Genomic DNA, 20,197 nt, shown 5'->3' with positions numbered 1-20,197 from the left:
TCAGACGACGCCGCCGAGGGCGGAGAGAGCCACACACCGTCCCCGTCGTCTCCGGCGGTGTCGAGGGCTCCGAGCCTTTTAATCGGATGGCGGCCGAGATTCTCCCGTGGCCCACGCCAACGGCGCACCCGACGACGGCGACGCGGACGGAGCGTGGCGGTTCTTCCCGTACGACGAGCCGTACCCCAATCAGGAGGCGGCGATGGCCGGCATCGCCGACGCCCTCGACGACGAGCGGAACGTCCTCCTCGAAGGGGCGACCGGGACGGGGAAGACCATCTCCGCGCTCGTGCCCGCGCTCTCGTACGCCCGCGAGCACGACAAGACGGTCGTCATCACGACGAACGTCCACCAGCAGATGCGCCAGTTCGTCGAGGACGCCCGCGCCATCACCAGAGAGGAGGCCATCCGCGCGGTGGTGTTCCGGGGGAAGTCCTCGATGTGCCACATCGACGTGGGCTTTCAGGAGTGTCAGACCCTCCGCGATACGACCCGGAGCATCGTCGAAAAGGAGTCCGACAAGGCCGAACTCTCCGAGCAGGCGCAGTCGCTCCTCGACGGGATGCGTGAGGGCGAGTCCGGCGCGGCCGACGCGCGAAGCGCCGTCACGGACGAACTCGACGCCCTCGACGACGAACTGGAGGAGTTGAAGGAGGGCAACTACTGCGAGCACTACTACAACAACCTCACGCGGAACACAGACGAGTTCTTCCAGTGGCTGTTCGACGACGTGCGGACGCCCGACGAGATTTTCGAGTACGCGGGGAAGCAGAACCTCTGCGGCTACGAACTGCTCAAAGAGGGCATGGAGGGCATCGACCTCGTCGTCTGCAACTACCACCACCTGCTCGACCCGATGATACGCGAGCAGTTCTTCCGGTGGTTGGACCGCGACCCCGACGACGTGATTACGGTGTTCGACGAGGCGCACAACATCGAGAGCGCCGCCCGCGACCACGCGAGTCGCGCGCTCACCGAGAACACGCTCGAAAGCGCGATGAACGAGCTGGAAGACGAAGACGACTCGCGGGCCGAGAGCGCCCGCAACGTCATCGGGACGTTCCTCGACGCGCTTCGCGACAGCTACGAGGAGGCGTTCGGCTTCGGCGAGCGCGAGCAGGTCGGCGAGAACTGGTACGACCTCTCTATCGCCAATCAGGGCCGCCGCGACGACCTGACGATGGAGTTCCTGCAGTCCTACGAGGGCCGCGGCATCGACGTGGAGGTCGAACTCGCCCTCCAGTTGGGCAAGCAGTTGGACGAGCAGTACGAAGACGCGTACAAGAACGGCGAGGCGACGACGCGCAAGGAGTGCCAGACGCTCCAGGCGGCGAACTTCATCGCCGACTGGACGGAGATGGGCGGCGAACTCGGCCGCCACCCGATGCTGTCGGTCCGCCGCGACGGCGGCACAGACGAGATTTACGGCCGCGCAGAGCTGTACACCTGCATCCCGCGAGAGGTCACGAAAGAGCTGTTCGAGGAGGTCCACGCGAGCATCCTGATGTCGGCGACGCTCCGCCCGTTCGACGTGACGGAGGGCACGCTGGGCCTCGAAGACCCGGTGACGATGGCCTACGGCCTCGAATACCCCGAGGAGAACCGCCGGACGTTCTCCGTCTCGCTGCCCGCGCTGTTCTCCTCCGAACGCGACGACCCCGGCACGCAGGAGACCATCGAGGAGATGCTCGCTGACGCGGCCGCCTTCACGCCGGGCAACACGCTCGTGTTCTTCCCGTCGTACGCCGAGGCGGAGCGCCACCACGAGCGCCTGCGGACGAATCCGGACGTCGACGCGGAGCTGTTTTTGGACGAGCCGGGCGTCCGCGCCGAGGAGTTGCGCCGCGAGTTCGTCGGCAAGGACGGCGCGGTGCTTCTCACCTCGCTGTGGGGGACGCTCGCCGAGAGCGTGAGCTTCGACGGCGACGACGCCCGAACCGTCGTGGTCGTCGGCGTTCCCTACCCGCATCTCTCCGAGCGGCTGGAGGCGGTACAGGCCGCCTACGACCGCGCCTACCGCGGCAAGAGGGACGCCGGCTGGCGCTACGCCGTCGAGATTCCGACGATTCGGAAGACCAGACAGGCGCTCGGGCGGGTCATCCGCGCGCCCGACGACTTCGGCGTCCGCGTGCTGGCCGACAAGCGCTACACCCGCGAGAGCTCCTCGATGGGCAAGTACGGCGTCCGCGGGTCGTTCCCGGTCGAAGAGCGCGCCGAGATGGTCGACATCGCGCCGAACAAACTCAAGTTCGCCATGCTGAACTTCTACACCGACCGCGACGCCTACGACGGCGACCCGCCGCGACCCTGAGCGGGTCGCGCTCGCAGTCGGAGCGAGAGCGACGACCGCGACCGCCGTGCAGTTCTTACCTGTTCGAACCAACACAGGGTGATGAGTGCGACCCCTCCCGGACCGAAGGGCCTCCCGTTGTTCGGCGCGAGCAGGCAGTACGCCCGCGACCCGTTTACGTTCCTGACGGCCGTCGCGGACGCCTACGGCGACGTGATCCACTTCGACCTCGGCCCGCTCGACACGTACATGCTCACGAACCCGACGGACGTCGAGACGGTGCTCGTGAGCGAGGCGTCGAAGTTCAGGAAGCCGCAGTTCCAAGACCGCGCCATCGGCGACCTGCTGGGCGACGGCCTGCTCATGAGCGAGGGCGCGACGTGGAAGAAACAGCGCCGGCTCGCCCAGCCGGCGTTCGACGTGCGACGCGTCTCGACGATGGCCGGCATGATGACAGACCGGACGGAGTCGATGCTGTCGTCGTGGGGAGACGGCGACGTGGTCGACGTGCAGTTGGAGATGGCGCGGCTGACCGTCGAGATAATCGTCGACGCCATGTTCGGCACCGACCTCGACGAGGGGCGCGTCCGGCGGGTACAGGAGAACCTCGAACCGCTCGGCGCGCGGTTCGAACCCGACCCGCTTCGGTTCCTGACGCCCGACTGGGCACCGACGCGGGAGAACCGCCAGTACAAAGAGGCGCTGTCGAAGCTCGAATCGCTCGTCTGGGACATCGTCGAGGAGCGCCGCGGGACCGAGTACGGCGAGACGCCGGCGTCGTCGGTGCCGGCCGGCGCGACGGGCGACGACCGGCCGATGGACCTGCTTTCGATTCTGCTCCGCGCCTACGACGAGGGCGAGCAGACCGAACAGAACCTCCGCGACGAGCTGATGACGATGCTCCTCGCGGGCCACGACACGACGGCGCTGACGCTGACGTACGCGTGGTATCTGCTCTCGCAACACCCCGAGGCGGAGGCGAAACTCCACCGCGAACTGGACGAGGTGCTCGGCGGGCGGACGCCGACGTTCGAGGACGTGCGAAAACTGGAATACACCGAGCGCGTGCTGAACGAGGCGATGCGGCTGTACCCGCCGGTGTACGTCATGTTCCGCGAGCCGAAGGTGGACGTTCGCCTCGGCGGCTATCGCGTCCCCGCGGGGTCGGCCATCATGCTCCCGCAGTGGGTCGTCCACCGCTCGGAGCGCTGGTGGGACGAGCCGCTTTCGTTCGACCCGGACCGCTGGGCGTCCGAGCGGACCGTCGACCGCCCGCGCTTCGCGTACTTCCCGTTCGGCGGGGGGCCGCGTCACTGCATCGGCAAGCACCTCTCGCTGCTCGAAGGCCGGCTCATCCTCGGCACCGTCGCCCAGCGATACGAACTCGACTACGTCCGCGACGAGCCGTTCTCGCTCCGCGGGTCGCTGACGATGCACCCCGAAGAGCCGATGGGGATGCGACTCCGGGCGCGAGAGTGACGGACAGTGGTCTGCGCGCCGCCGCCGGCGACGACGACAGTCGAATCTCCAACGACCGTCAGGGCCTCGCGGTCAGGCCGGAAGCGAAATCGAGGCGGCGGTCTCGCGGAACGACGAGTCGTAGACGTCGAGCTGTGAGACGGTCCACTCGATGGGGTCGAGCGGTTGGCTCGCGACCGCGCGGGCGTCGGCGAGGCTGCCACCGCGGGCGAGCGTGACGTGCGGGACGTAGTCGTCACCTTCTATCCCCTCGATAGCGCCGAACTCGTCTGCGAGCGTGCGGTGGAGGTCGAGGAGGCCGGGGCTCTCGACCGCGAGGTAGACGACCGGCGCGGCTCCGCGGGGCGGCTCCTCGAAGAACCGGATATCGGTCACGCGGGCTTCGAACGCCGGTTGCCCGGCGAGCGCGCGCCGCAACTGTTCGCGCAGGCGGTCGAACTCGACGTCTTCGAACCGCTTACAGACGAGGGTGTGCCGGTCGCGGGCCCGGTCGAACGGGGCGAGGTACGGAAACAGGTCGGACGCGAGGCGGGCGACCCGCCCCGGAACCGGGACGTTCAGACTGTACACGCCCGTGTCTCACGGGAGAGACACAAAGGCGTATCGTCGTCGCCGCGGGCGACGGTTAGATTCGGTCGAGCAGCCAGAGGATGATGAGCACCGCGACGACGAGGCCCAAAAGCGGCTGGAGCGGGCCGAGCAACGCGCCGAACAGCCCGAGCACCTCGCCGATGATTTCGAGGACGAGCCAGACGAGGACGAGCAGGAGGATGATTTTCAGCAGGTCCTCCACGTCGATTCGGCCGCGGTTGGTTCGCATATCGGGCCGTGGGGCGTTCGGGGCCAAATAGTTGGTGGCCGGGTAGCTTTATTCCGCTTCGGTGTCACTCTCCACCATGGACAGCCTGTTCTACCAACTCGGCCGGCTCTCGGCGAGTTCCTCGTCGTCGGGCGCGGAACGGGTCGACAGCGACCCCGGCCGAATCCCGCGGTGGCTCGGTCCCCTCGCGGTCGCGGTGGTCGTCTTCGGCCTCGCAGTCGTCGTCTTCCCCGTCACGCCGCTGACGCTCGCGGGCTACGTCGTCATCGCGCTCGCCGTCGCCGCGGTGTACGACGCGGTCGAAATCGTGCAGGCGTACGAAAAGCGGACGCTGACGGTGTTCGGCGACTACAAGGGAATCCTCGAACCGGGGCTGAACGTCGTCCCGCCGTTCGTCTCGAAGACCTATCGCTTCGACATGCGGACCCAGACGTTAGACGTGCCCTCCCAAGAGGCCATCACGGAGGACAACTCGCCGGTCACGGCCGACGCCGTCGTCTACATCCGCGTGATGGACCCCGAGCGCGCCTTCCTCCAGGTCGACAACTACCGCCGGGCCGTCTCGCTGCTCGCCCAGACGACGCTCCGGGCCGCCCTCGGCGACATGGAACTCGACGACACGCTGGCGCGACGCGACCACATCAACGCGCGCATCCGCCGGGAACTCGACGAGCCGACCGACGAGTGGGGCGTCCGCGTGGAGTCCGTCGAGGTCCGCGAGGTGAAGCCCTCGAAGGACGTCGAGAACGCGATGGAACAGCAGACCTCCGCCGAGCGCCGCCGCCGCGCCATGATTCTCGAAGCGCAGGGCGAGCGCCGCTCCGCCGTCGAGAAAGCGGAGGGGGACAAGCAGTCGAACATCATCCGCGCGCAGGGCGAAAAGCAGTCGCAGATTCTCGAAGCGCAGGGCGACGCCATCTCGACGGTGCTTCGGGCCCGCGCGGCGGAGTCGATGGGCGAGCGCGCCATCATCGACAAAGGCATGGAGACGCTGGCGAACATCGGCACCTCGCCGTCGGCGACGTACGTCCTGCCGCAGGAACTCACGTCGCTGCTCGGTCGCTACGGGAAGGGTCTGAGCGGTTCCGACGTACAGCAGGCGGCGGGACTCGAAAGCAAGGCGTTCGACGAGGAGACCCGCGAACTCCTCGGCCTCGACGACATCGGCGAGATACTCGGCGAGTTGGACGGCGTCGAGACGGCGGACATCTCCGCGGACGCCGTCGACATCGAGATCGAAGACGGCGGCGTCGAGACTGAGCGCGTCGAGTGAGCGAAAAAATCCGATACGCGAATCGGCCGCGAACCCACCCGACGCACCGAGGGTCCGGTGCAGCGTCGTGCCCGGTCTGCGGGGGCGACCGGCGCGAGTCCCGTCGTCCGGCCGTCGCGGTTCGGCGAGGCGCGAGGCGGACGTGAGACGGGAGACCGCTCGGTGCGTCGACTTCGGGTCGTGGCTGATTCCCCGCTCGTCCGGCCGAACGAGAGTCTGAGCCGTCGGAACGTTCCCCCGAACGCGGACGAGAGACGGGCGTCGGCGTCCCACCACCGGTCTGCGGTTCGCGCAGACACCGTCACATACGTGACAAACACTATTAATCATCTAGGTCGTTGAAACGTCGCGCGACGTGCGGCGGCCGCCCCCAACCCGAGCGATTAATCGCCTTTATTTCCATTTTTCACGACGTAGAATAATTTAACCACGTCCGACTCCGACTGTGTGGTATGCAACAGCAGTCGTCGGTCGGGACGCGGTCGCTGTCGGCGTCTCGTGCCGAGATGAGCGAGATTCTGATGCCCAACGACACGAACAACCTCGGGCGCGCCCTCGGGGGGCGGATTTTGGAGTGGATGGACGTCTGCGGGGCCATCGCCGGTCGTCGCTTCGCCGAGCGGCAGGTGGTCACGGCGTCGATGGACCACGTGGACTTCCTCGCGCCCATCGACGTGGGCGACGTGGTGACCGTCGAGGCGTACGTCTTCGACACCGGCCGCACCAGCATGGACATCAAGGTGGACGTGACCGCCGAGCGGCCGAGCGAGGGCGACCGCCGCGAGACCATCACCTCCTTTTTCACGTTCGTCGCGCTTGACGACGACGAGAAGCCGATTCCGGTCCCGGACCTCGTCTGCGACTCCCAAGAGGAGCGCGAACTGCGCGACGCGGCGCTCCAGAAGCGCCGCGAGCACCGCGCCGCGCTGGCCGAAGAGTTCGAGTAGCGCGGACCGCGAGAGGCCCGGGTCTTACTCTTCGCCCGCCGCGCGGACGGTCAACACCGGCGCGTCCGACTGCCGGACGACGCGCTCCGTGACGGAACCGACGAGGTAGTGGTCGAGACCGGTGCGGCCGTGGGTCGCCATCACGACGAGGTCGATGTCGCCGTCGGCGGCGTAGTCGACGATGGTCGAGTGCGGGACGCCCTCGACGACGATGCGTTCGGTCTCGACGCCCTCGGGGAGCGCCTCGACTGCGGCGTCGGCCGCGGACTCCGCGCGGTCGAGTTCGGACTTCTCCCACACGTCCGGCGCGATGCCGGCCGAGGGAGACTCGAAGCGGTTGCGCGAGTCGGCCACGGACAGGACGTGGACCGTCGCGCCGTACGTCTCGGCGAGGGTCGCCGCGTGTTCGATTGTCGCGTCGGTCGCGTCACTGCCGTCGGTCGGAAGCAGGATGTGGTCGTACATGGGTGAGGGTTCAGAATCGAGGACTGTGAAAGTGGTGCCGGTGGGGGCGATTCGGATGTGTGAGTGGGTCGATGGTCGTCAGATGCCCAGCGCCATCAGGAACAGCGCCAGCGAGATGACGGCGAACAGGACGCCGACGAAGTTCTTGATGACGCTCGTCTCCAGCGCGTTCGACACGTAGGGCGCGATCTGGCCGCCGAGGACCGTCGCGGGGACGGTGAAGACGACCATGTTCCACGGCGTCGTCGCGAGGCTCAGCGAGTGGCCGCCGACGAGGCCGCCGCCGAAGACGTGGACCAGCGACGCCAGGATGGCGGTCAGCGCGACCACGATGTGGTTCGTACCGATGGCGACGCGGACGGGAACTTTCGTGCCGAGCATCGAGATGATGCCGAGTTCGCCGATACCGAAGCCGGCGAGGCCCTGGAACATCCCGCCGACGCTGTAGTTGGCGAAGCGGCGCAGGTAGCCGCCGCGGGTGTAGGTGTAGTCGTCGCCGTCGCGGTCGACGCGGGTGACGGTCCCGTCGTCGGCCGTGTTGACGCCCGCGGGGCCGAGCTTACCGGGGTCGTTGGGGAGGCTCGCGGAGACGCCGCCGTCGGTGGCCGCGGCGTGGTCGGAGCCCGACGAACCGTGGTCCTCGTGACCGAGGTCGGCGGTGAAAAGCAGGTACGACGCGGCGAGCAGCGCGATGCCGAGCAGCGCGTGGAACACCACGTCGGGGATGACGAACGAAAGCAGCGCGCCGCCGACGACGAACGGAATCGACCCGCCGACGAGCGTCAGCGCCAGTCGACGGTCGACGAGCCCGTACTGGATGAAGGCGACGGCCGAACTGGAGAGGCCGAACGCCTCGCTGATGAGGCCCACCTTCACCAGCGTCGACGAGTCGAGCGGGTGCGCGAAGATGGGGAAGATGAAGATGAGAAACGGGACGAAGAGCGCCGACCCGCTGATGCCGACCGTGTTCACGATGGTCGCGCCGGTGAGGAACACCGGGAACAGCCACCAGTACTGGAGCCAGTACTCCATGCCTGCACCCGACGGCGTCGGTGCCATGGTTAACACCGAGACGAGGAACAGCAGGGGAGCGATGAACACGAGGATGTGTTGGTACTTCAGGAACGACTTCTGGACGTGACTGAGAGACTGAGAGCTCATGGTTCTCGTTGTTGTCAGTACGCAGTAACGTTCGCGTGCACTCGCGTGGAGTGACGCGTCGAAAACAGCCCGTTTGCCGAGTCATCAGCGGCACCGACCCGCGCGCGTTCACCGTCTCCCGAGGATGCGACCGCGTCGCACGCCGGGGGGACCGGCGTGCCGTGGCCGCCCGAACTGTCGAGCACGGAGTGCTCGAATCCGCGGACCATTCAGGTAATGCCTCCGTTGGGGTAGGCGTGGTGAACGGTGTGGGTTGCAGGCTCGTCCGCCGAGGTGCGGATCACGGTGGAACGGGCATAGCGAGGATGGGCTAATAAGTCTTAATGTCGCCCCGGCATTTTGGGTACGGTCCACACACCGACGCGCGTCGAAAAACCAGTAACATGTGTTTCTATCCAAAATCTGCGCTCACTCGTTGGGTTCGAACAGCCGTCTGACCAGCGCCCGTTCGGTCTCGTAGGAGAGCCGTTCGAGGGCTTCGGCCGGGGTGACCCACCGGCGCGCGTCGACCTCGCCGTCCGGTTCGAACGGGCGCTCGTCGGCGACGCGCATGTGCCAGACGAACACGCCCTTCGGCCCGCCCGGCGTCCCCGCGTCGTCGGGGACGCGGTACTCGTAGCGCCCGGCGAACCGGCCGCAGTCGACCGCGCAGCGCGTCTCCTCGCGGACCTCCCTGACGGCGGTCTCGACCAGCGTCTCGCCGGGTTCGAGTTTCCCCTTCGGGAGCGACCAGTCGTCGTAGCGCGGTCGGTGGACGAGACAGAGTCGGCCGTCGTCGCGGCGGAGGAGGCCGCCGGCCGCGAACGTCAGGGTTGGCGGTTGGGACACGGCCGGTCAGAACTCGTCCGGCGGCGTCAGGCCGTCGTCGCCCTCGCCGTCGTGTTCGTCGGGGTACTCGGGCGCGACGCCGTCTTCGAGCGCGTCCACGTCGAACTCGCGGCGGAGCGTCTGGATGCGGTCGCGGATGTCGGCGGCGAGTTCGAATTCGAGGTTGTCGGCGGCCTCCTGCATCCGGTCTTCGAGGAACGCTATCTGTTCCGCCGCCTCGTCCGCGTCGGCGGGTTCGTCGCCGGAGACGCCGCGGGTGTCGGTCTTGCTCCCCGGCAGGTTCGTCTCGCCGACCTCCTTTTCGATGGTCGTCGGGGTGTAGCCGTGTTCCTCGTTGAACGCCTGTTGGATGCGGCGGCGGCGCTGAGTCTCGGAGATGGCGGCCTCCATCGCGTCGGTCATCTCGTCGGCGTAGAGCACGACCTCGCCGTTGACGTTGCGGGCGGCGCGGCCCATCGTCTGGACGAGCGTGGTCTCCGAGCGCAGGAAGCCCTGCTGGTCGGCGTCGAGGATGGCGACCAAGGAGACTTCGGGGATGTCGAGGCCCTCGCGGAGGAGGTTGATGCCGACGAGCACGTCGATGTCGCCGAGGCGGAGCGACCGGATGAGTTCGTGGCGTTCGAGCGTGTCGGTCTCGTCGTGCATGTAGGCCACGTCGACGCCGGCCTCTTCGAGGTACTCGGTGAGGTCCTCGGCCATCCGCTTCGTGAGCGTCGTGACGAGCACGCGCTCGTCGCGGTCGATGCGCTCGTCGATGCGGGCCATCAGGTCGTCGACCTGCCCGGTCGCCTCCGTCACCTCGACCCTCGGATCCACGAGGTGGGTCGGGCGGACGATTTGCTCGACGATTTGGTCGGAGTGCTCGCGCTCGTAGTCGCCGGGCGTCGCGGAGACGAAAAGCGCCTGTCCGACGGTCTCTTCGAACTCCTCGAAGGTGAGCGGGCGGTTGTCGTAGGCCGTCGGCAGGCGGAAGCCGTTTTCGACCAGCGAGTCCTTCCGGGACTTGTCGCCGGCGTACTGGCCCTTAATCTGCGGGAGCGTGACGTGCGACTCGTCGATGACGGTGAGGAAGTCGTCGGGGAAGTAGTCGAGGAGCGTGTAGGGGGCGTCGCCGGGTTCGCGGTCCGAGAGGTGGACCGAGTAGTTCTCGATGCCGGAGCAGTGGCCCGTCTCGCGGAGCATCTCGATGTCGAAGGTGGTGCGCTCTTCGATGCGCTGGGCGGCCACGAGGTCGCCCTGTCGCTGGAAGTGCTTCACCCGCTGTTCCATCAACTCCTCGATTTCCGAGATGGCTCCTTCGAGCTGTTCTTCGGGGATGGAGTAGTGTTCCGCCGGGTGGACGAGCACCGCCGGCTCCGACGACTTCACCTCGCCCGCAAGCGGGTCGAGCTTCAGCATCCGGTCGATTTCGTCGCCCCAGAACTCGATGCGGACGGCGTAGCGACCGTACATCGGGAACACCTCGACGGTGTCGCCGCGGACGCGGAACGTGCCCTGTCGGAAGTCCACGTCGTTGCGCTCGTAGTTGAGGTCGACGAGCGCGCGGAGCAGTTCGTCGCGGTCCATCTGTTGGCCGACCTCCAGCCGGAGCGACAGGTCGGTGTAGTTCTTCGGGTCGCCGAGGCCGTAGATGGCCGACACCGAGGCGACGACGATGACGTCGTCGCGGGTGAGAAGCGACCGGGTCGCGGAGTGGCGGAGCCGGTCTATTTCCTCGTTTATCGACATGTCCTTGTCGATGTAGGTGTCGGTCTGTTCGATGTACGCCTCGGGCTGGTAGTAGTCGTAGTAGGAGACGAAGTACTCGACGGCGTTGTCGGGAAACAGCCCCTTGAACTCCTCGTACAACTGGGCGGCGAGGGTCTTGTTGTGCGCGAGGACGAGCGTCGGCTTCTGAATCTCCTCGACGACCCACGAGACGGTGTTGGTCTTGCCGGAGCCGGTGACACCGAGCAGGGTCTGTACGTCGGCACCCTCGCGGAAGCCGCGGGCCAGCGCCTCGATGGCCTCGGGTTGGTCGCCGGCGGGGTCGAAGGGGGCGTCGACGCGGAATTCGCGGTCTGCGTCGGGTCTGTCGGCGGACAGGGGACCGGACTCGCTCATTGCCGGTCCTTGGGTCGCGGCGTACTTGAGCGAGGCGGTGCTTGTCGCCGGAGGAACGGTTTTGGGGCGGGCTGTCGAACGTTCCTGTATGACGCGAGCCGAACTCGAACGCGCGAGCAACCTGCTCAAGGAAGCCGCCGAGGCGACCGACGGCGACGTACAGGAGCGACTCTACGAACAGTCCGACCAGCTCGCGAAGCTGGCGACGCGCGAGCAGGGACCGGACCACGGGCGACTCGCCCGGCACATGACGGTCCTCCACGACCTCGCCGAGGACCTCGACGGCGACGTCGCCGAGACGGTCCGCGAGGCCCGAAGCGAGGTCCTCGAATACCGCAAGGGCGTCCCCGGCGTCTGACGACCGGCTGACAGACCCCTTCGTTTCTACTGGAGCTCACCCGCTACGCCCCGAGTCGGCGCGGTCGACACTCGGCCGCCGGGACGCCAGATTCGCGGGCACGTCGCACCGCGCGCGAGGCCCAAGCCGAGCCTCGCGGCCGCTTTTTCGGCCATCGTGAGACGCAGTGCGTCTCGCGAGTCTTCGTTCGCTATCGCTCACGGAGAAGGTTGTACGCCGAGGGGGTCGCTCCGCGACCCGGAGGGGCGAAACGTGGGTCAGCAGACGTTCTTCGGCTTGACGCCCATGCCTTCGAGCGTCTCGACGTACTCGTCGTAGGCGGCTTTGACCACCGCGTCGGCGGCCTCGCGGGCGACGGCGTCGTCTTCGACGTGGTCGTCGACGGCGTCTTCGATAGTGTCGAGTTGGTCGTTGAGGTCGGACTTGAGCGTGCGGAAGTCGTTTGCGGCCATCGGGTCCGCGTCGCCGACGAAGAAGCCGACCATCTGCTCGACGGTCTTCAGCGACACGAGCGCGCGGGCGAGCGCGCCGCCGAGGCGGCCGTCGGTCGTCTCGAACTCGGCGAGCACGTCGTAGACGTTCGGCTTCGACCCGTCCGGCTCCGCGCCGACGGTCTCGGCGTGCTCGCGGGCGGTGTCGGCGAGGTCCGAAAAGAGCGCGGCGGCCTCGTCGTTCGGTTCGTCGTCGGCCCACCAGTCGAACAGGTCGGCGGCGGCGGCGGCCTCGGACGCGGCGGCCGTGCGAACCGCGTCGCCGTCCATCTCGCCGCCGGTGACGGCGTACAGCGCCTTCGAGGAGCCGAGTCGGGAAAGCGGCGTCTCGTGGTCGTCGCGGAGGGTGTCGAGGAGTTCGGTCATACGGCCCCGTATGGTCGTCTCGGGTTTGTACCCATCGGCGGCGGCGAGTCCGGCTCGAGTCTGCGACGGGCGAGGAGGTGACTGGCAAGTCGCCCGCCGAGTCGGCCGGTTCATGACATCCAACCGAGCCGAACCCGTTCGAATATTAAACATTATGTATTGTATTATCATGAAATAACGCGGGCTATGACAAACGCTATCAGGCAGGCGGCGGAGCGCAGTTCGAAACTGGTCGAACAGTACCTCCCCGACGCGTTTCTGTTCGCCATCATTCTGACGGGCGTGGCGTTCGTGCTGGCGCTGGTATCGGTCGCGCCGGGCGAGGGGACCGGCGTCGTCGGACACGCCGGAAACCTGCTTCTCGACGGCTGGTACGGCGGCTTCTGGAACCTGCTTTCGTTCGGGATGCAGATGACGCTCATCCTGATGACGGGCTACGCGCTCGCGCAGACGAAGCCCGTGGACTGGCTCCTGACGCGACTCGCGCGCGTCCCGAGCACGGAACGGGGCGCGGCCGCGATGGTGCCGGTCGTCGCCGCCGCGGCGTCGTTCGTCCACTGGGGCCTCGGCCTCGTCGTCGGGGCGCTTTTCGCCCGGAAGATAGCGACCGAGATGCGCGGCATCGACTTCCCCATCGTCGTCGCCGGCGCGTACTCCGGGTTCGTCGTCTGGCACGGCGGCCTCGCGGGGTCGATTCCGCTGTTGTTGAACACCGAGGATAACTTCCTCATCGAAGCGGGCATCCTCGACGCGACGTTCGGCACCGGCGGGACCATCTTCACGGTCGCCAACCTCGTGTTGGTCGTCGCGGTCGGCTTCCTCTTCCTGCCGGCGCTGTTCGCGCTCATGTACCCGACCGACGAGGCGAAGAAGACCCCAATCGACCCCGCGGAGTTCGAGGCGGCGACCGACGGCGGCGAGCAGGCGAGCGGCGGGTGGGCCTCCACGGCCGTCCCCGACGACGCCTCGCTCGCCACGCGCGTCGAGCACTCGCTCGGTATCGGCGTGACCATCGGCCTCGTCGGCCTGTTCGCCGTCGGGCTGTACTTCGTCGAGGGAATCCAAAACGGAACGATGCCGTGGAACAACCTCAACCTGAACATCGTCAACTTCGGCTTCCTCTTCCTCGGCCTGCTGTTCCACGGGACGCCGAAGGCGTACATCGAGGCCATCGTCGAGGCCGTCGAGAACGTCTGGGGCATCATCCTCCAGTTCCCCTTCTACGCGGGCATCATGGGCATCATGGCCTACGCGCCGGAGGGCTCGGTCAGCCTCGCCACGCAGATCGCACAGGGAATGGTCGCCGTCGCGCCCGACGGGACGCTCCCGGCCTTCGCCTTCTTCACCGCCGGCCTCGTGAACTTCTTCGTTCCCTCCGGCGGGGGCGAGTGGGCCGTCATCGGCGAGACGCTCGTCACGGCCGCGAAGGCGTCCGGCGAGTCCATCCCGCGGGTCGCCGTCGCCGCCTCGTGGGGCGACGCGTGGACCAACATGATTCAGCCCTTCTGGGCCATCCCGCTTCTCTCCATCAGCGGCCTGTCGGTCCGCGACATCATGGGCTACTGCGTGATGGTGCTTCTCGGCGCGGGCGTGCTCGTCGCCGTCGGCATCAGCGTTCTCCCGATGTAAGCCGCAAAAAGAACCGTACGGTCGGGTCCGACTCGAACCGAGCCGAGGCGGCTCAGTTACCCTTTTCGACGGGCGCGCCGACGAGGTTGCCCCACTCCGTCCACGAGCCGTCGTAGTTGGTGACGTTCTCGTAGCCGAGGAGTTCGTGAAGGGCGAACCACGCGATAGAGGAGCGCTCGCCGATGCGGCAGTAGGCGATGGTGGACTCGTCGCCTTCGATGCCCTGGTCCGCGTAGAGTTCGCGGAGTTCGTCGGCGGACTTGAAGGTGCCGTCGTCGTTGACGGTCGCGGCCCACGAGATGTTGCTCGCGCCGGGGATGTGGCCGCCGCGCTGGGCGGTCTCCTGCAGTCCCGGGGGCGCGAGAATCTCGCCGGAGAACTCCTCGGGCGAGCGAACGTCGACGAGGGGAAGGCCCTTGTCGACCGCCTTCTCGACGTCGTCGCGGTACGCGCGGATGTCCTCGAAGGGACCCTTGGCGGTGTAGTCTTGCTCCGGGAAGGACGGGACTTCGTCGGTCGTCGGATAGTCGTTGTCGACCCAGTAGTCGCGGCCGCCGTTCATGAGGTGAACGTCCTCGTGGCCGTAGTACTTGAACTGCCAGTAGGTGTAGGCGGCGAACCAGTTGGAGTTGTCGCCGTAGAGGACGACCGTGGAGTCCTCGGAGATGCCGTGCGAGCCGAGGAGGTCCTCGAAGTCCTCCTTGGTCAGCACGTCGCGGGTCGTCTGGTCCTGCAGCTGGGACTCCCAGTTGAACCCGATGGCACCGGGGGCGTGACTCTCGTCGTACGCCTCGGTGTCCACGTCCACTTCGACGAGTCGGTACGCCGCGTCGTCGCTCTGGAACTCGTCGAGGTGGCTCTCCACCCAGTCCGCAGAGACGAGTACGTCCTTCGCGTAATCGGAGTTTGACATCGCGTTTCTCCGTACAACAGGAAGGCCCATAACTCTCACACCGACGGCATGTACGGCCTGACCTCGGGTGATGCGGCAATATTGTCCCAGATATGGCGGGGGAGACGCCGAAAGCGACTCGGAGAACAGCCGTCACGCGCTGTCTGAGTCCGGTATCCGACGGAACCAGCAACAACATCCGCTACCCCGGACACGTGGCGAGGGGTGCGAGGAGGGGCGGACCTAAATCCGCGGCCCGGAAACGTGGGGTCATGGTAGACGTGGTCTCTTCGGATTGGCTCGCGGACCGACTCGGCGACGTGCGCGTCGTGGACGTGCGGGACGGCTGGGAGTTCGACGGCATCGGACACCTCCCCGGCGCGGTGTCGATACCCTTCGACAGATTCCGGAGCGCCGACGGCGACGTGGGGATGCTCCCCGGCCGCGACGCGTGGACCGACCTCCTGTCGGGCGTGGGCATCGCCGCCGACGACGACGTGGTCGCCTACGACGACACCCACGGCGTGTTCGCCGCGCGCTTCCTCGTCACAGCGCTCCTCTACGGGCACGACCCCGAGAAACTCCACCTCCTCGACGGCGACTTCAGCGCGTGGAACCGCGAGCGCGAGACGACGACCGAGGCGACCGATGTCTCGGGGACGGTCTACGAGATAACCGAGCCGGCCGAGACGCCGCTCGTGGACTTCGAGGCGGTCGAGGCCGCGCTCGACGACCCCGAGACCGTCATCGTCGACACCCGCGACCCCGCGGAGTACGAGGAGGGCCACCTCCCCGGCGCGGTCAACCTCGACTGGCGCGAACTCGTCGACGACGAGACGCGCGGGCTGAAACCGCGGGACGAACTCGACTCGATTCTGGACGCCGCGGGCATCGCGCCGGACCGGCGAGTCGTCCTCTACTGCAACACCGCCCGGCGCATCAGCCACACCTACGTCGTGCTCTCGCACCTCGGCTACGACGACGTGGCGTTCTACGAGGGCAGTCTCACCGAGTGGGAGGCCCGCGACGGTGCGGTCGTCGAGGACTGACGGGCGGGGTTACGACTGGAGCGAGTCGACGGCGTCACCGCCCGCAGCCCCGTCACCGTCACCGTCATCGTCGACGCGTAGCTCCGCGCCGAGCAGGTCCACCGACTCCGCGAGGAGCGCGACGACGAGCGGGCCGGCGATGATGCCGACCGGACCGAGGCTAAGCAGGCCGCCGACGAAGCCGACGAAGTAGAGGCTCCCCGGCAGGTCGGCGGTCTCCTTGGCGAGGCGCGGGCGAATCAGGATGTCCGGGAGCCACGCGACCGCGAATCCGCCGACGATGACGACGAGCGCGGCGGCGACGAGGTCGCCGACGGCGACGTGGTAGGCCGCCATCGCCGCGAGCAGGACGCTCGGGCCGACGATGGGGATGAACTGGAGGATGGCCGCGACCGTGGCGAGCGTGACGACGTAGTCGTAGCCGAGCGCCCAGAAGACGACGAGGCCGATGGCGAACGTGCCGACGGCGGTCGCCGCCTGCAGGACGTAGATGGCGAACAGCGTCTCGCGGGCCCGCTCGTTGAGCGCCGTCGCCGCGTCCCGGTAGTCGGCGGGGACCAGCGCGAGGAGCGTCCGGCCGACGGCGTCGCCGCTGAGGAGGAGCGCGAACACGAGGAAGCCGAACAGCGTGAGTTTGATGAGCACCACGGGCGCGGCGGTGGCGGCGGCGCGGCCGACCGACCGGAGCAGGTCGAGGCCGACCGCGACCACGTCGTCCAGCGTCACCGTCTCGACCATCCCGAGGAACTCCACGGTCACCACGTCGGGGAGGAGCGCCGCGAGGCCGAGGATGTCGTTCAGGCGGAGAAAGAGGATGACGACGAGCGGCGCGAGCACCACGGCGACGCCGACCGCCGCGACGACGGTGGCGGCGAGGCTGGCGACCCACCGGGAGGCCCCGCGCGCTTCGAGGCCTCGCCTGAGCGGCACGAGCAGGTAGGCGACGGTGATGGCGAAAAACACCGTCGCCAGCACGTCCGCGAGCATGACCGCCGCGAGGAGCGCAAAGAGGGCGAGCACACCGCCGAAGACGTACGGGCGAGAAGCAGTCACCTTTCACGATACTCCGGCAGAGGGTAAAGTCGTTCTCCCGCGACGAGCCTCGAACCCGACGGTTTCGGCCGCGTACCGCCTTCGAGAACATCACGCTCGTTAAGTACCACAGAGTACAACAACCGAGTAATGAGACGACGTAGCTTCCTGAAGGCCGCGGGGGCGGGAGGCGTCTCCGCGCTCCTCGCCGGCTGTACCGGGACCGGCGGCGGAGAGACGACGACCGAAGCGTCGGGCGACACGACCGAGACGGCCGAGGGGACGACCGCGGGCGGCGAGTCGCCGACGCTCACCGTCGGCACCTACGGCTCGTTCGTCGACGCGCCGAGTTCGAGCCCCGGGCCGTGGCTGAAAGAGACGTTCGAATCCGAGTTCGACGCGACCCTTGAGTGGCAGACGCCCGACTCGGGCGTGAACTACTACATCGAGCGCGCCCTCCAGGGCGTCGAGTCCGGCGCGGACCTCTACGTCGGCCTCGACGCGCAGATGCTCGTCCGCATCGACCAGAACCTCGACGAGGCGCTGTTCTCGCCCGCCGAGGGGCTGTCCCGCATCGGCGACGTGAACGAGCAACTGAACTTCGACCCGCAGGGCCGCGCGGTCCCCTACGACACGGGGTACATCTCGCTCGTCTACGACGAGACCTACGGCGACGGCGACTTCGCCGCCCCCGAGACGTTCGACGGCCTGCTGGAGTCCGAGTACGCGGGCGCGCTCCTCGCGCAGAACCCCACGTCGTCGGCGACGGGACAGGCGTTCTTACTCCACACCATCGACGCCAAGGGCGAAGACGGCTACCTCGACTACTGGGCGAGCCTGAAGGAAAACGACGTGCGCGTCCTCGGCAACTGGGAGGACTCCTACAACGCCTACTCGAACGGGGAGGCCCCGATGGTCGTCTCGTACTCGACCGATCAGGTGTACGCCGCCGAGTCCGGCGAGGACATGGCGAGACACCAGATTCGCTTCCTGAACGACGAGGGCTACGCCAACCCCGAGGGGATGGCCCCCTTCGCCGACGCGTCGAACCCCGACCTCGCCGCCGAATTCATGGACTTCGTGCTCCGGCCCGAGGTGCAGGCCGAAATCGCCGTCCGCAACGTCCAGTTCCCGGCGACGACCACCGCGGAACTCCCCGAGGAGTTCGCGCAGTACGCCCAAGAGCCGCCGGAAGCCGTCACGTTCTCCTACGACCGGCTTCAGAACAACCTGAGTGACTGGACCGACGCGTGGGCCCGCGAGTTCGCCAGCAAGTGAGGTGAGCCGGTGAGCCGCGTCTCGGCCTCGGTTCGACGGGCCGCCCGCGCCCTCGAACAGCGACTGCTCACCCTCGTCGCGGCGCTCACCGCCGTCGTCCTTCTGGTCCTGTTTTACTACCCCGTCGCCACCGTCTTCGCCGACGCCGTCCTCGCCGACGGCCGACTCACTGTCGAACCCATCGCGGCGGTGCTGACGAGCGAGTTCTACCTCGTCGACATCATCTGGTTCACGGCGAAGCAGGCGTTCTACTCGACGCTCGCCAGCCTCGCGCTCGGCCTCCCCGCCGCGTGGCTGTTCGCCCGCTTCGAGTTCCGCGGCCGCGAGACGCTCCGCTCTCTCACCATCCTCCCGTTCGTCATGCCTTCCATCATGGTCGCCATCGGCTTCGTGGCGACGTTCGGCCGCAACGGGACGCTGAACCGCGCGCTCTCGCTCGTCGGCCTCCCGCCGGTCGAACTGCTGTTCACGCTCGAAGCCATCGTCGTCGCCCACGCGTTCTACAACGCCCCGCTCGTCGCCCGCGTCGTCACCGCGGCGTGGGAGAGCGTGGACGCCCGAACCGTCGAGACCGCCCGCTCGCTCGGCGCGAGCCCGCGGCGGGCCTTCCGCGACGTGGTCCTCCCGCAACTCCTGCCGTCTATCGGCGTCGGCGCGACGCTGACGTTCATCTTCACCTTCGCGTCGTTCCCCATCGTCCTCGCGCTCGGCGGCTTCCAACTGGCGACCATCGAGGTGTTCGTCTACTCGCGGGTGCGAGACCTCGCGTACGCCGAGGCCGCCAGCCTCGCGGTCGTCGAGACGGCCGTCTCCATCACGCTGACCGCCGTCTACCTCCGGTACGAGGCGGGCCAGCGGTCGGCCGGCGGCGCGGCGAACCCGCTTCCCCGCCGGTCCGTCGTCCCGTCCGACTGGACGCCGAAATCGGCGCTCCGGACGGCGGGCATCGCCGGCTACGCCCTCGTCGTCGGACTGGTGTTCGTCGTCCCCATCGCCAGCATGATACTGGCGAGCGTCACCGGCGGCGACGGCGGCTTCACCCTCGCCAACTACGCCTTCCTCGCCGAGCGACAGGCGACCGGCGCGAGCTTTCAGGTCAAGCCCCTCCCGGCCATCCTGAACTCGCTGGCCTTCGCCGCGGGGACGCTCGTCGTGGCCGTCCCGATGGGCGTGACGATGGCCGTCCTCACGACCCGCCGGTACCGCGGGCGCGGGCTCATCGACGTGCTCTCGATGGCCCCCTTCGCCGTCTCGGGCATCGTCGTCGGCCTCGGCCTGCTCCGCGGCCTCGTCTTCGGCGTCGACGTGCTGGGGACGCGAATCCGCGTCACCGGCGCGCTCGCCATCGTCGCGGCCCACGCCGTCGGCGCGTACCCCTTCGTCACCCGGAACGTCGCGCCGCTTTTCGCCCGGCTCGACGGCCGGCTCGTGGAGTCCGCGCGGTCGCTCGGCGCGACCAGAACCCGCGCGCTCGTGGACATCGAACTGCCGCTCGTCTGGACCGGCGTCGTCGCGGGCGCGGCGTTCGCCGTCGCCATCAGCATCGGCGAGTTCGACTCGACCATCATCCTCGCGGAGGGGGCGGGGAGCTACACGATGCCCGTCGCAGTCGAGCGGTTCCTCGGGCGACGGCTCGGCCCCGCGACGGCGATGGGCTGTCTCCTGCTTCTCGTCACGTCCGCCAGCTTCCTCGTCGTTGACCGCTTCGGCGGGCGATGGGGCGAACTGTGAGGGGA

Annotated in this window: 18 protein-coding genes; 9 read left to right on the top strand and 9 right to left on the bottom strand. The window is 67.9% G+C overall.

From position 1 onward, the window contains the following. The first annotated feature begins 106 nt into the window (after window positions 1-106). On the top strand, window positions 107-2,311 hold the full coding sequence (locus tag BN996_RS03270) for an ATP-dependent DNA helicase (protein WP_089777148.1): 2,205 nt from the start codon (window positions 107-109) through the stop codon (window positions 2,309-2,311). 81 nt (window positions 2,312-2,392) lie between these two features. Then, a complete protein-coding gene (locus tag BN996_RS03265) occupies window positions 2,393-3,769 on the top strand; it encodes a cytochrome P450 (protein ID WP_089777147.1) in 1,377 nt (458 codons plus the stop codon). A gap of 72 nt (window positions 3,770-3,841) precedes the next feature. Here BN996_RS03265 and BN996_RS03260 read toward each other — a convergent pair whose 3' ends face one another. Together BN996_RS03260 and BN996_RS03255 are read right to left on the bottom strand one after the other, a co-directional pair. Continuing rightward, on the bottom strand, window positions 3,842-4,339 hold the full coding sequence (locus BN996_RS03260) for a 2'-5' RNA ligase family protein (protein WP_089777146.1): 498 nt from the start codon (window positions 4,337-4,339) through the stop codon (window positions 3,842-3,844). 55 nt (window positions 4,340-4,394) lie between these two features. Next, entirely contained in the window at window positions 4,395-4,589 is a 195-nt protein-coding gene (locus BN996_RS03255; RefSeq protein WP_089777145.1) for a DUF7554 family protein, read from the bottom strand. A gap of 76 nt (window positions 4,590-4,665) precedes the next feature. On the opposite strand from BN996_RS03255, the gene BN996_RS03250 reads away from it, so the two are divergent. Continuing rightward, window positions 4,666-5,862 carry an SPFH domain-containing protein gene (locus BN996_RS03250; protein ID WP_089777144.1) on the top strand — a complete coding sequence of 399 codons (1,197 nt, stop codon included), beginning with the start codon at window positions 4,666-4,668 and terminating at the stop codon, window positions 5,860-5,862. A 452-nt stretch (window positions 5,863-6,314) separates the two neighbouring features. After that, window positions 6,315-6,809 carry an acyl-CoA thioesterase gene (locus tag BN996_RS03245; protein WP_042665339.1) on the top strand — a complete coding sequence of 165 codons (495 nt, stop codon included), beginning with the start codon at window positions 6,315-6,317 and terminating at the stop codon, window positions 6,807-6,809. 24 nt (window positions 6,810-6,833) lie between these two features. On the opposite strand, the gene BN996_RS03240 is transcribed toward BN996_RS03245, so the two are convergent. From BN996_RS03240 to uvrB, 4 genes are all read right to left on the bottom strand, one after another. Beyond that, the gene (locus tag BN996_RS03240; RefSeq protein ID WP_089777143.1) at window positions 6,834-7,274 is read right to left on the bottom strand and encodes a universal stress protein; all 441 of its coding nucleotides are present in this window, start codon (window positions 7,272-7,274) and stop codon (window positions 6,834-6,836) included. Window positions 7,275-7,352: 78 nt separating this feature from the next. Beyond that, window positions 7,353-8,435, bottom strand: coding sequence for a sulfite exporter TauE/SafE family protein (locus tag BN996_RS03235; protein WP_089777142.1), 1,083 nt, complete (start codon window positions 8,433-8,435; stop codon window positions 7,353-7,355). Between the two features lie 408 nt (window positions 8,436-8,843). After that, window positions 8,844-9,263 (bottom strand): NUDIX hydrolase, encoded by a 420-nt coding sequence (locus BN996_RS03225; protein WP_089777140.1) that lies wholly within the window; start codon window positions 9,261-9,263, stop codon window positions 8,844-8,846. A 6-nt stretch (window positions 9,264-9,269) separates the two neighbouring features. Continuing rightward, window positions 9,270-11,366 carry an excinuclease ABC subunit UvrB gene (gene uvrB, locus BN996_RS03220; protein ID WP_089777139.1) on the bottom strand — a complete coding sequence of 699 codons (2,097 nt, stop codon included), beginning with the start codon at window positions 11,364-11,366 and terminating at the stop codon, window positions 9,270-9,272. 88 nt (window positions 11,367-11,454) lie between these two features. Between uvrB and BN996_RS03215 the strand changes: the two genes are divergently transcribed. Continuing rightward, window positions 11,455-11,724: a DUF7553 family protein gene (locus BN996_RS03215; RefSeq protein WP_007275806.1), complete on the top strand. Its 270-nt coding sequence runs from the start codon at window positions 11,455-11,457 to the stop codon at window positions 11,722-11,724. A 257-nt stretch (window positions 11,725-11,981) separates the two neighbouring features. Here the strand turns inward: BN996_RS03215 and BN996_RS03210 are convergent, their stop codons facing one another. After that, window positions 11,982-12,581 carry a transcription antitermination protein gene (locus tag BN996_RS03210; protein WP_089777138.1) on the bottom strand — a complete coding sequence of 200 codons (600 nt, stop codon included), beginning with the start codon at window positions 12,579-12,581 and terminating at the stop codon, window positions 11,982-11,984. A gap of 186 nt (window positions 12,582-12,767) precedes the next feature. On the opposite strand from BN996_RS03210, the gene BN996_RS03205 reads away from it, so the two are divergent. After that, entirely contained in the window at window positions 12,768-14,210 is a 1,443-nt protein-coding gene (locus BN996_RS03205; RefSeq protein WP_089777137.1) for a short-chain fatty acid transporter, read from the top strand. Window positions 14,211-14,262: 52 nt separating this feature from the next. On the opposite strand, the gene BN996_RS03200 is transcribed toward BN996_RS03205, so the two are convergent. Beyond that, window positions 14,263-15,123: a sulfurtransferase gene (locus tag BN996_RS03200; protein WP_042663616.1), complete on the bottom strand. Its 861-nt coding sequence runs from the start codon at window positions 15,121-15,123 to the stop codon at window positions 14,263-14,265. 251 nt (window positions 15,124-15,374) lie between these two features. Here BN996_RS03200 and BN996_RS03195 point away from each other — a divergent pair, with 251 nt between their 5' ends. After that, the gene (locus tag BN996_RS03195; RefSeq protein WP_089777136.1) at window positions 15,375-16,151 is read left to right on the top strand and encodes a sulfurtransferase; all 777 of its coding nucleotides are present in this window, start codon (window positions 15,375-15,377) and stop codon (window positions 16,149-16,151) included. Window positions 16,152-16,160: 9 nt separating this feature from the next. Here BN996_RS03195 and BN996_RS03190 read toward each other — a convergent pair whose 3' ends face one another. Beyond that, complete coding sequence (locus tag BN996_RS03190; protein WP_089777135.1) at window positions 16,161-17,204, bottom strand: AI-2E family transporter; 1,044 nt, start codon at window positions 17,202-17,204, stop codon at window positions 16,161-16,163. Window positions 17,205-17,333: 129 nt separating this feature from the next. On the opposite strand from BN996_RS03190, the gene BN996_RS03185 reads away from it, so the two are divergent. Together BN996_RS03185 and BN996_RS03180 are read left to right on the top strand one after the other, a co-directional pair. Then, on the top strand, window positions 17,334-18,461 hold the full coding sequence (locus tag BN996_RS03185) for a thiamine ABC transporter substrate-binding protein (protein WP_089777134.1): 1,128 nt from the start codon (window positions 17,334-17,336) through the stop codon (window positions 18,459-18,461). Window positions 18,462-18,470: 9 nt separating this feature from the next. Beyond that, the gene (locus tag BN996_RS03180) at window positions 18,471-20,192 is read left to right on the top strand and encodes an ABC transporter permease (RefSeq protein ID WP_089777133.1); all 1,722 of its coding nucleotides are present in this window, start codon (window positions 18,471-18,473) and stop codon (window positions 20,190-20,192) included. Window positions 20,193-20,197 lie beyond the last annotated feature (5 nt).

Origin of the sequence: Haloferax massiliensis (assembly GCF_001368915.1) — an archaeon.
Classification (GTDB): Archaea; Halobacteriota; Halobacteria; order Halobacteriales; family Haloferacaceae; genus Haloferax; species Haloferax massiliensis.
The sequence above is the reverse complement of the archived record's forward strand: the minus strand, read 5'-3'. Positions and strand labels throughout refer to the sequence as shown.

Coding starts and splice junctions, on each gene's coding strand:
- BN996_RS03265 (WP_089777147.1), top strand. CDS start 2,393: ATGAGTGCGACCCCTCCCGGACCGAAGGGCCTCCCGTTGTTCGGCGCG.
- BN996_RS03255 (WP_089777145.1), bottom strand. CDS start 4,589: ATGCGAACCAACCGCGGCCGAATCGACGTGGAGGACCTGCTGAAAATC.
- BN996_RS03250 (WP_089777144.1), top strand. CDS start 4,666: ATGGACAGCCTGTTCTACCAACTCGGCCGGCTCTCGGCGAGTTCCTCG.
- BN996_RS03245 (WP_042665339.1), top strand. CDS start 6,315: ATGCAACAGCAGTCGTCGGTCGGGACGCGGTCGCTGTCGGCGTCTCGT.
- BN996_RS03240 (WP_089777143.1), bottom strand. CDS start 7,274: ATGTACGACCACATCCTGCTTCCGACCGACGGCAGTGACGCGACCGAC.
- BN996_RS03235 (WP_089777142.1), bottom strand. CDS start 8,435: ATGAGCTCTCAGTCTCTCAGTCACGTCCAGAAGTCGTTCCTGAAGTAC.
- uvrB (WP_089777139.1), bottom strand. CDS start 11,366: ATGAGCGAGTCCGGTCCCCTGTCCGCCGACAGACCCGACGCAGACCGC.
- BN996_RS03215 (WP_007275806.1), top strand. CDS start 11,455: ATGACGCGAGCCGAACTCGAACGCGCGAGCAACCTGCTCAAGGAAGCC.
- BN996_RS03210 (WP_089777138.1), bottom strand. CDS start 12,581: ATGACCGAACTCCTCGACACCCTCCGCGACGACCACGAGACGCCGCTT.
- BN996_RS03205 (WP_089777137.1), top strand. CDS start 12,768: ATGACAAACGCTATCAGGCAGGCGGCGGAGCGCAGTTCGAAACTGGTC.
- BN996_RS03200 (WP_042663616.1), bottom strand. CDS start 15,123: ATGTCAAACTCCGATTACGCGAAGGACGTACTCGTCTCTGCGGACTGG.
- BN996_RS03195 (WP_089777136.1), top strand. CDS start 15,375: ATGGTAGACGTGGTCTCTTCGGATTGGCTCGCGGACCGACTCGGCGAC.
- BN996_RS03185 (WP_089777134.1), top strand. CDS start 17,334: ATGAGACGACGTAGCTTCCTGAAGGCCGCGGGGGCGGGAGGCGTCTCC.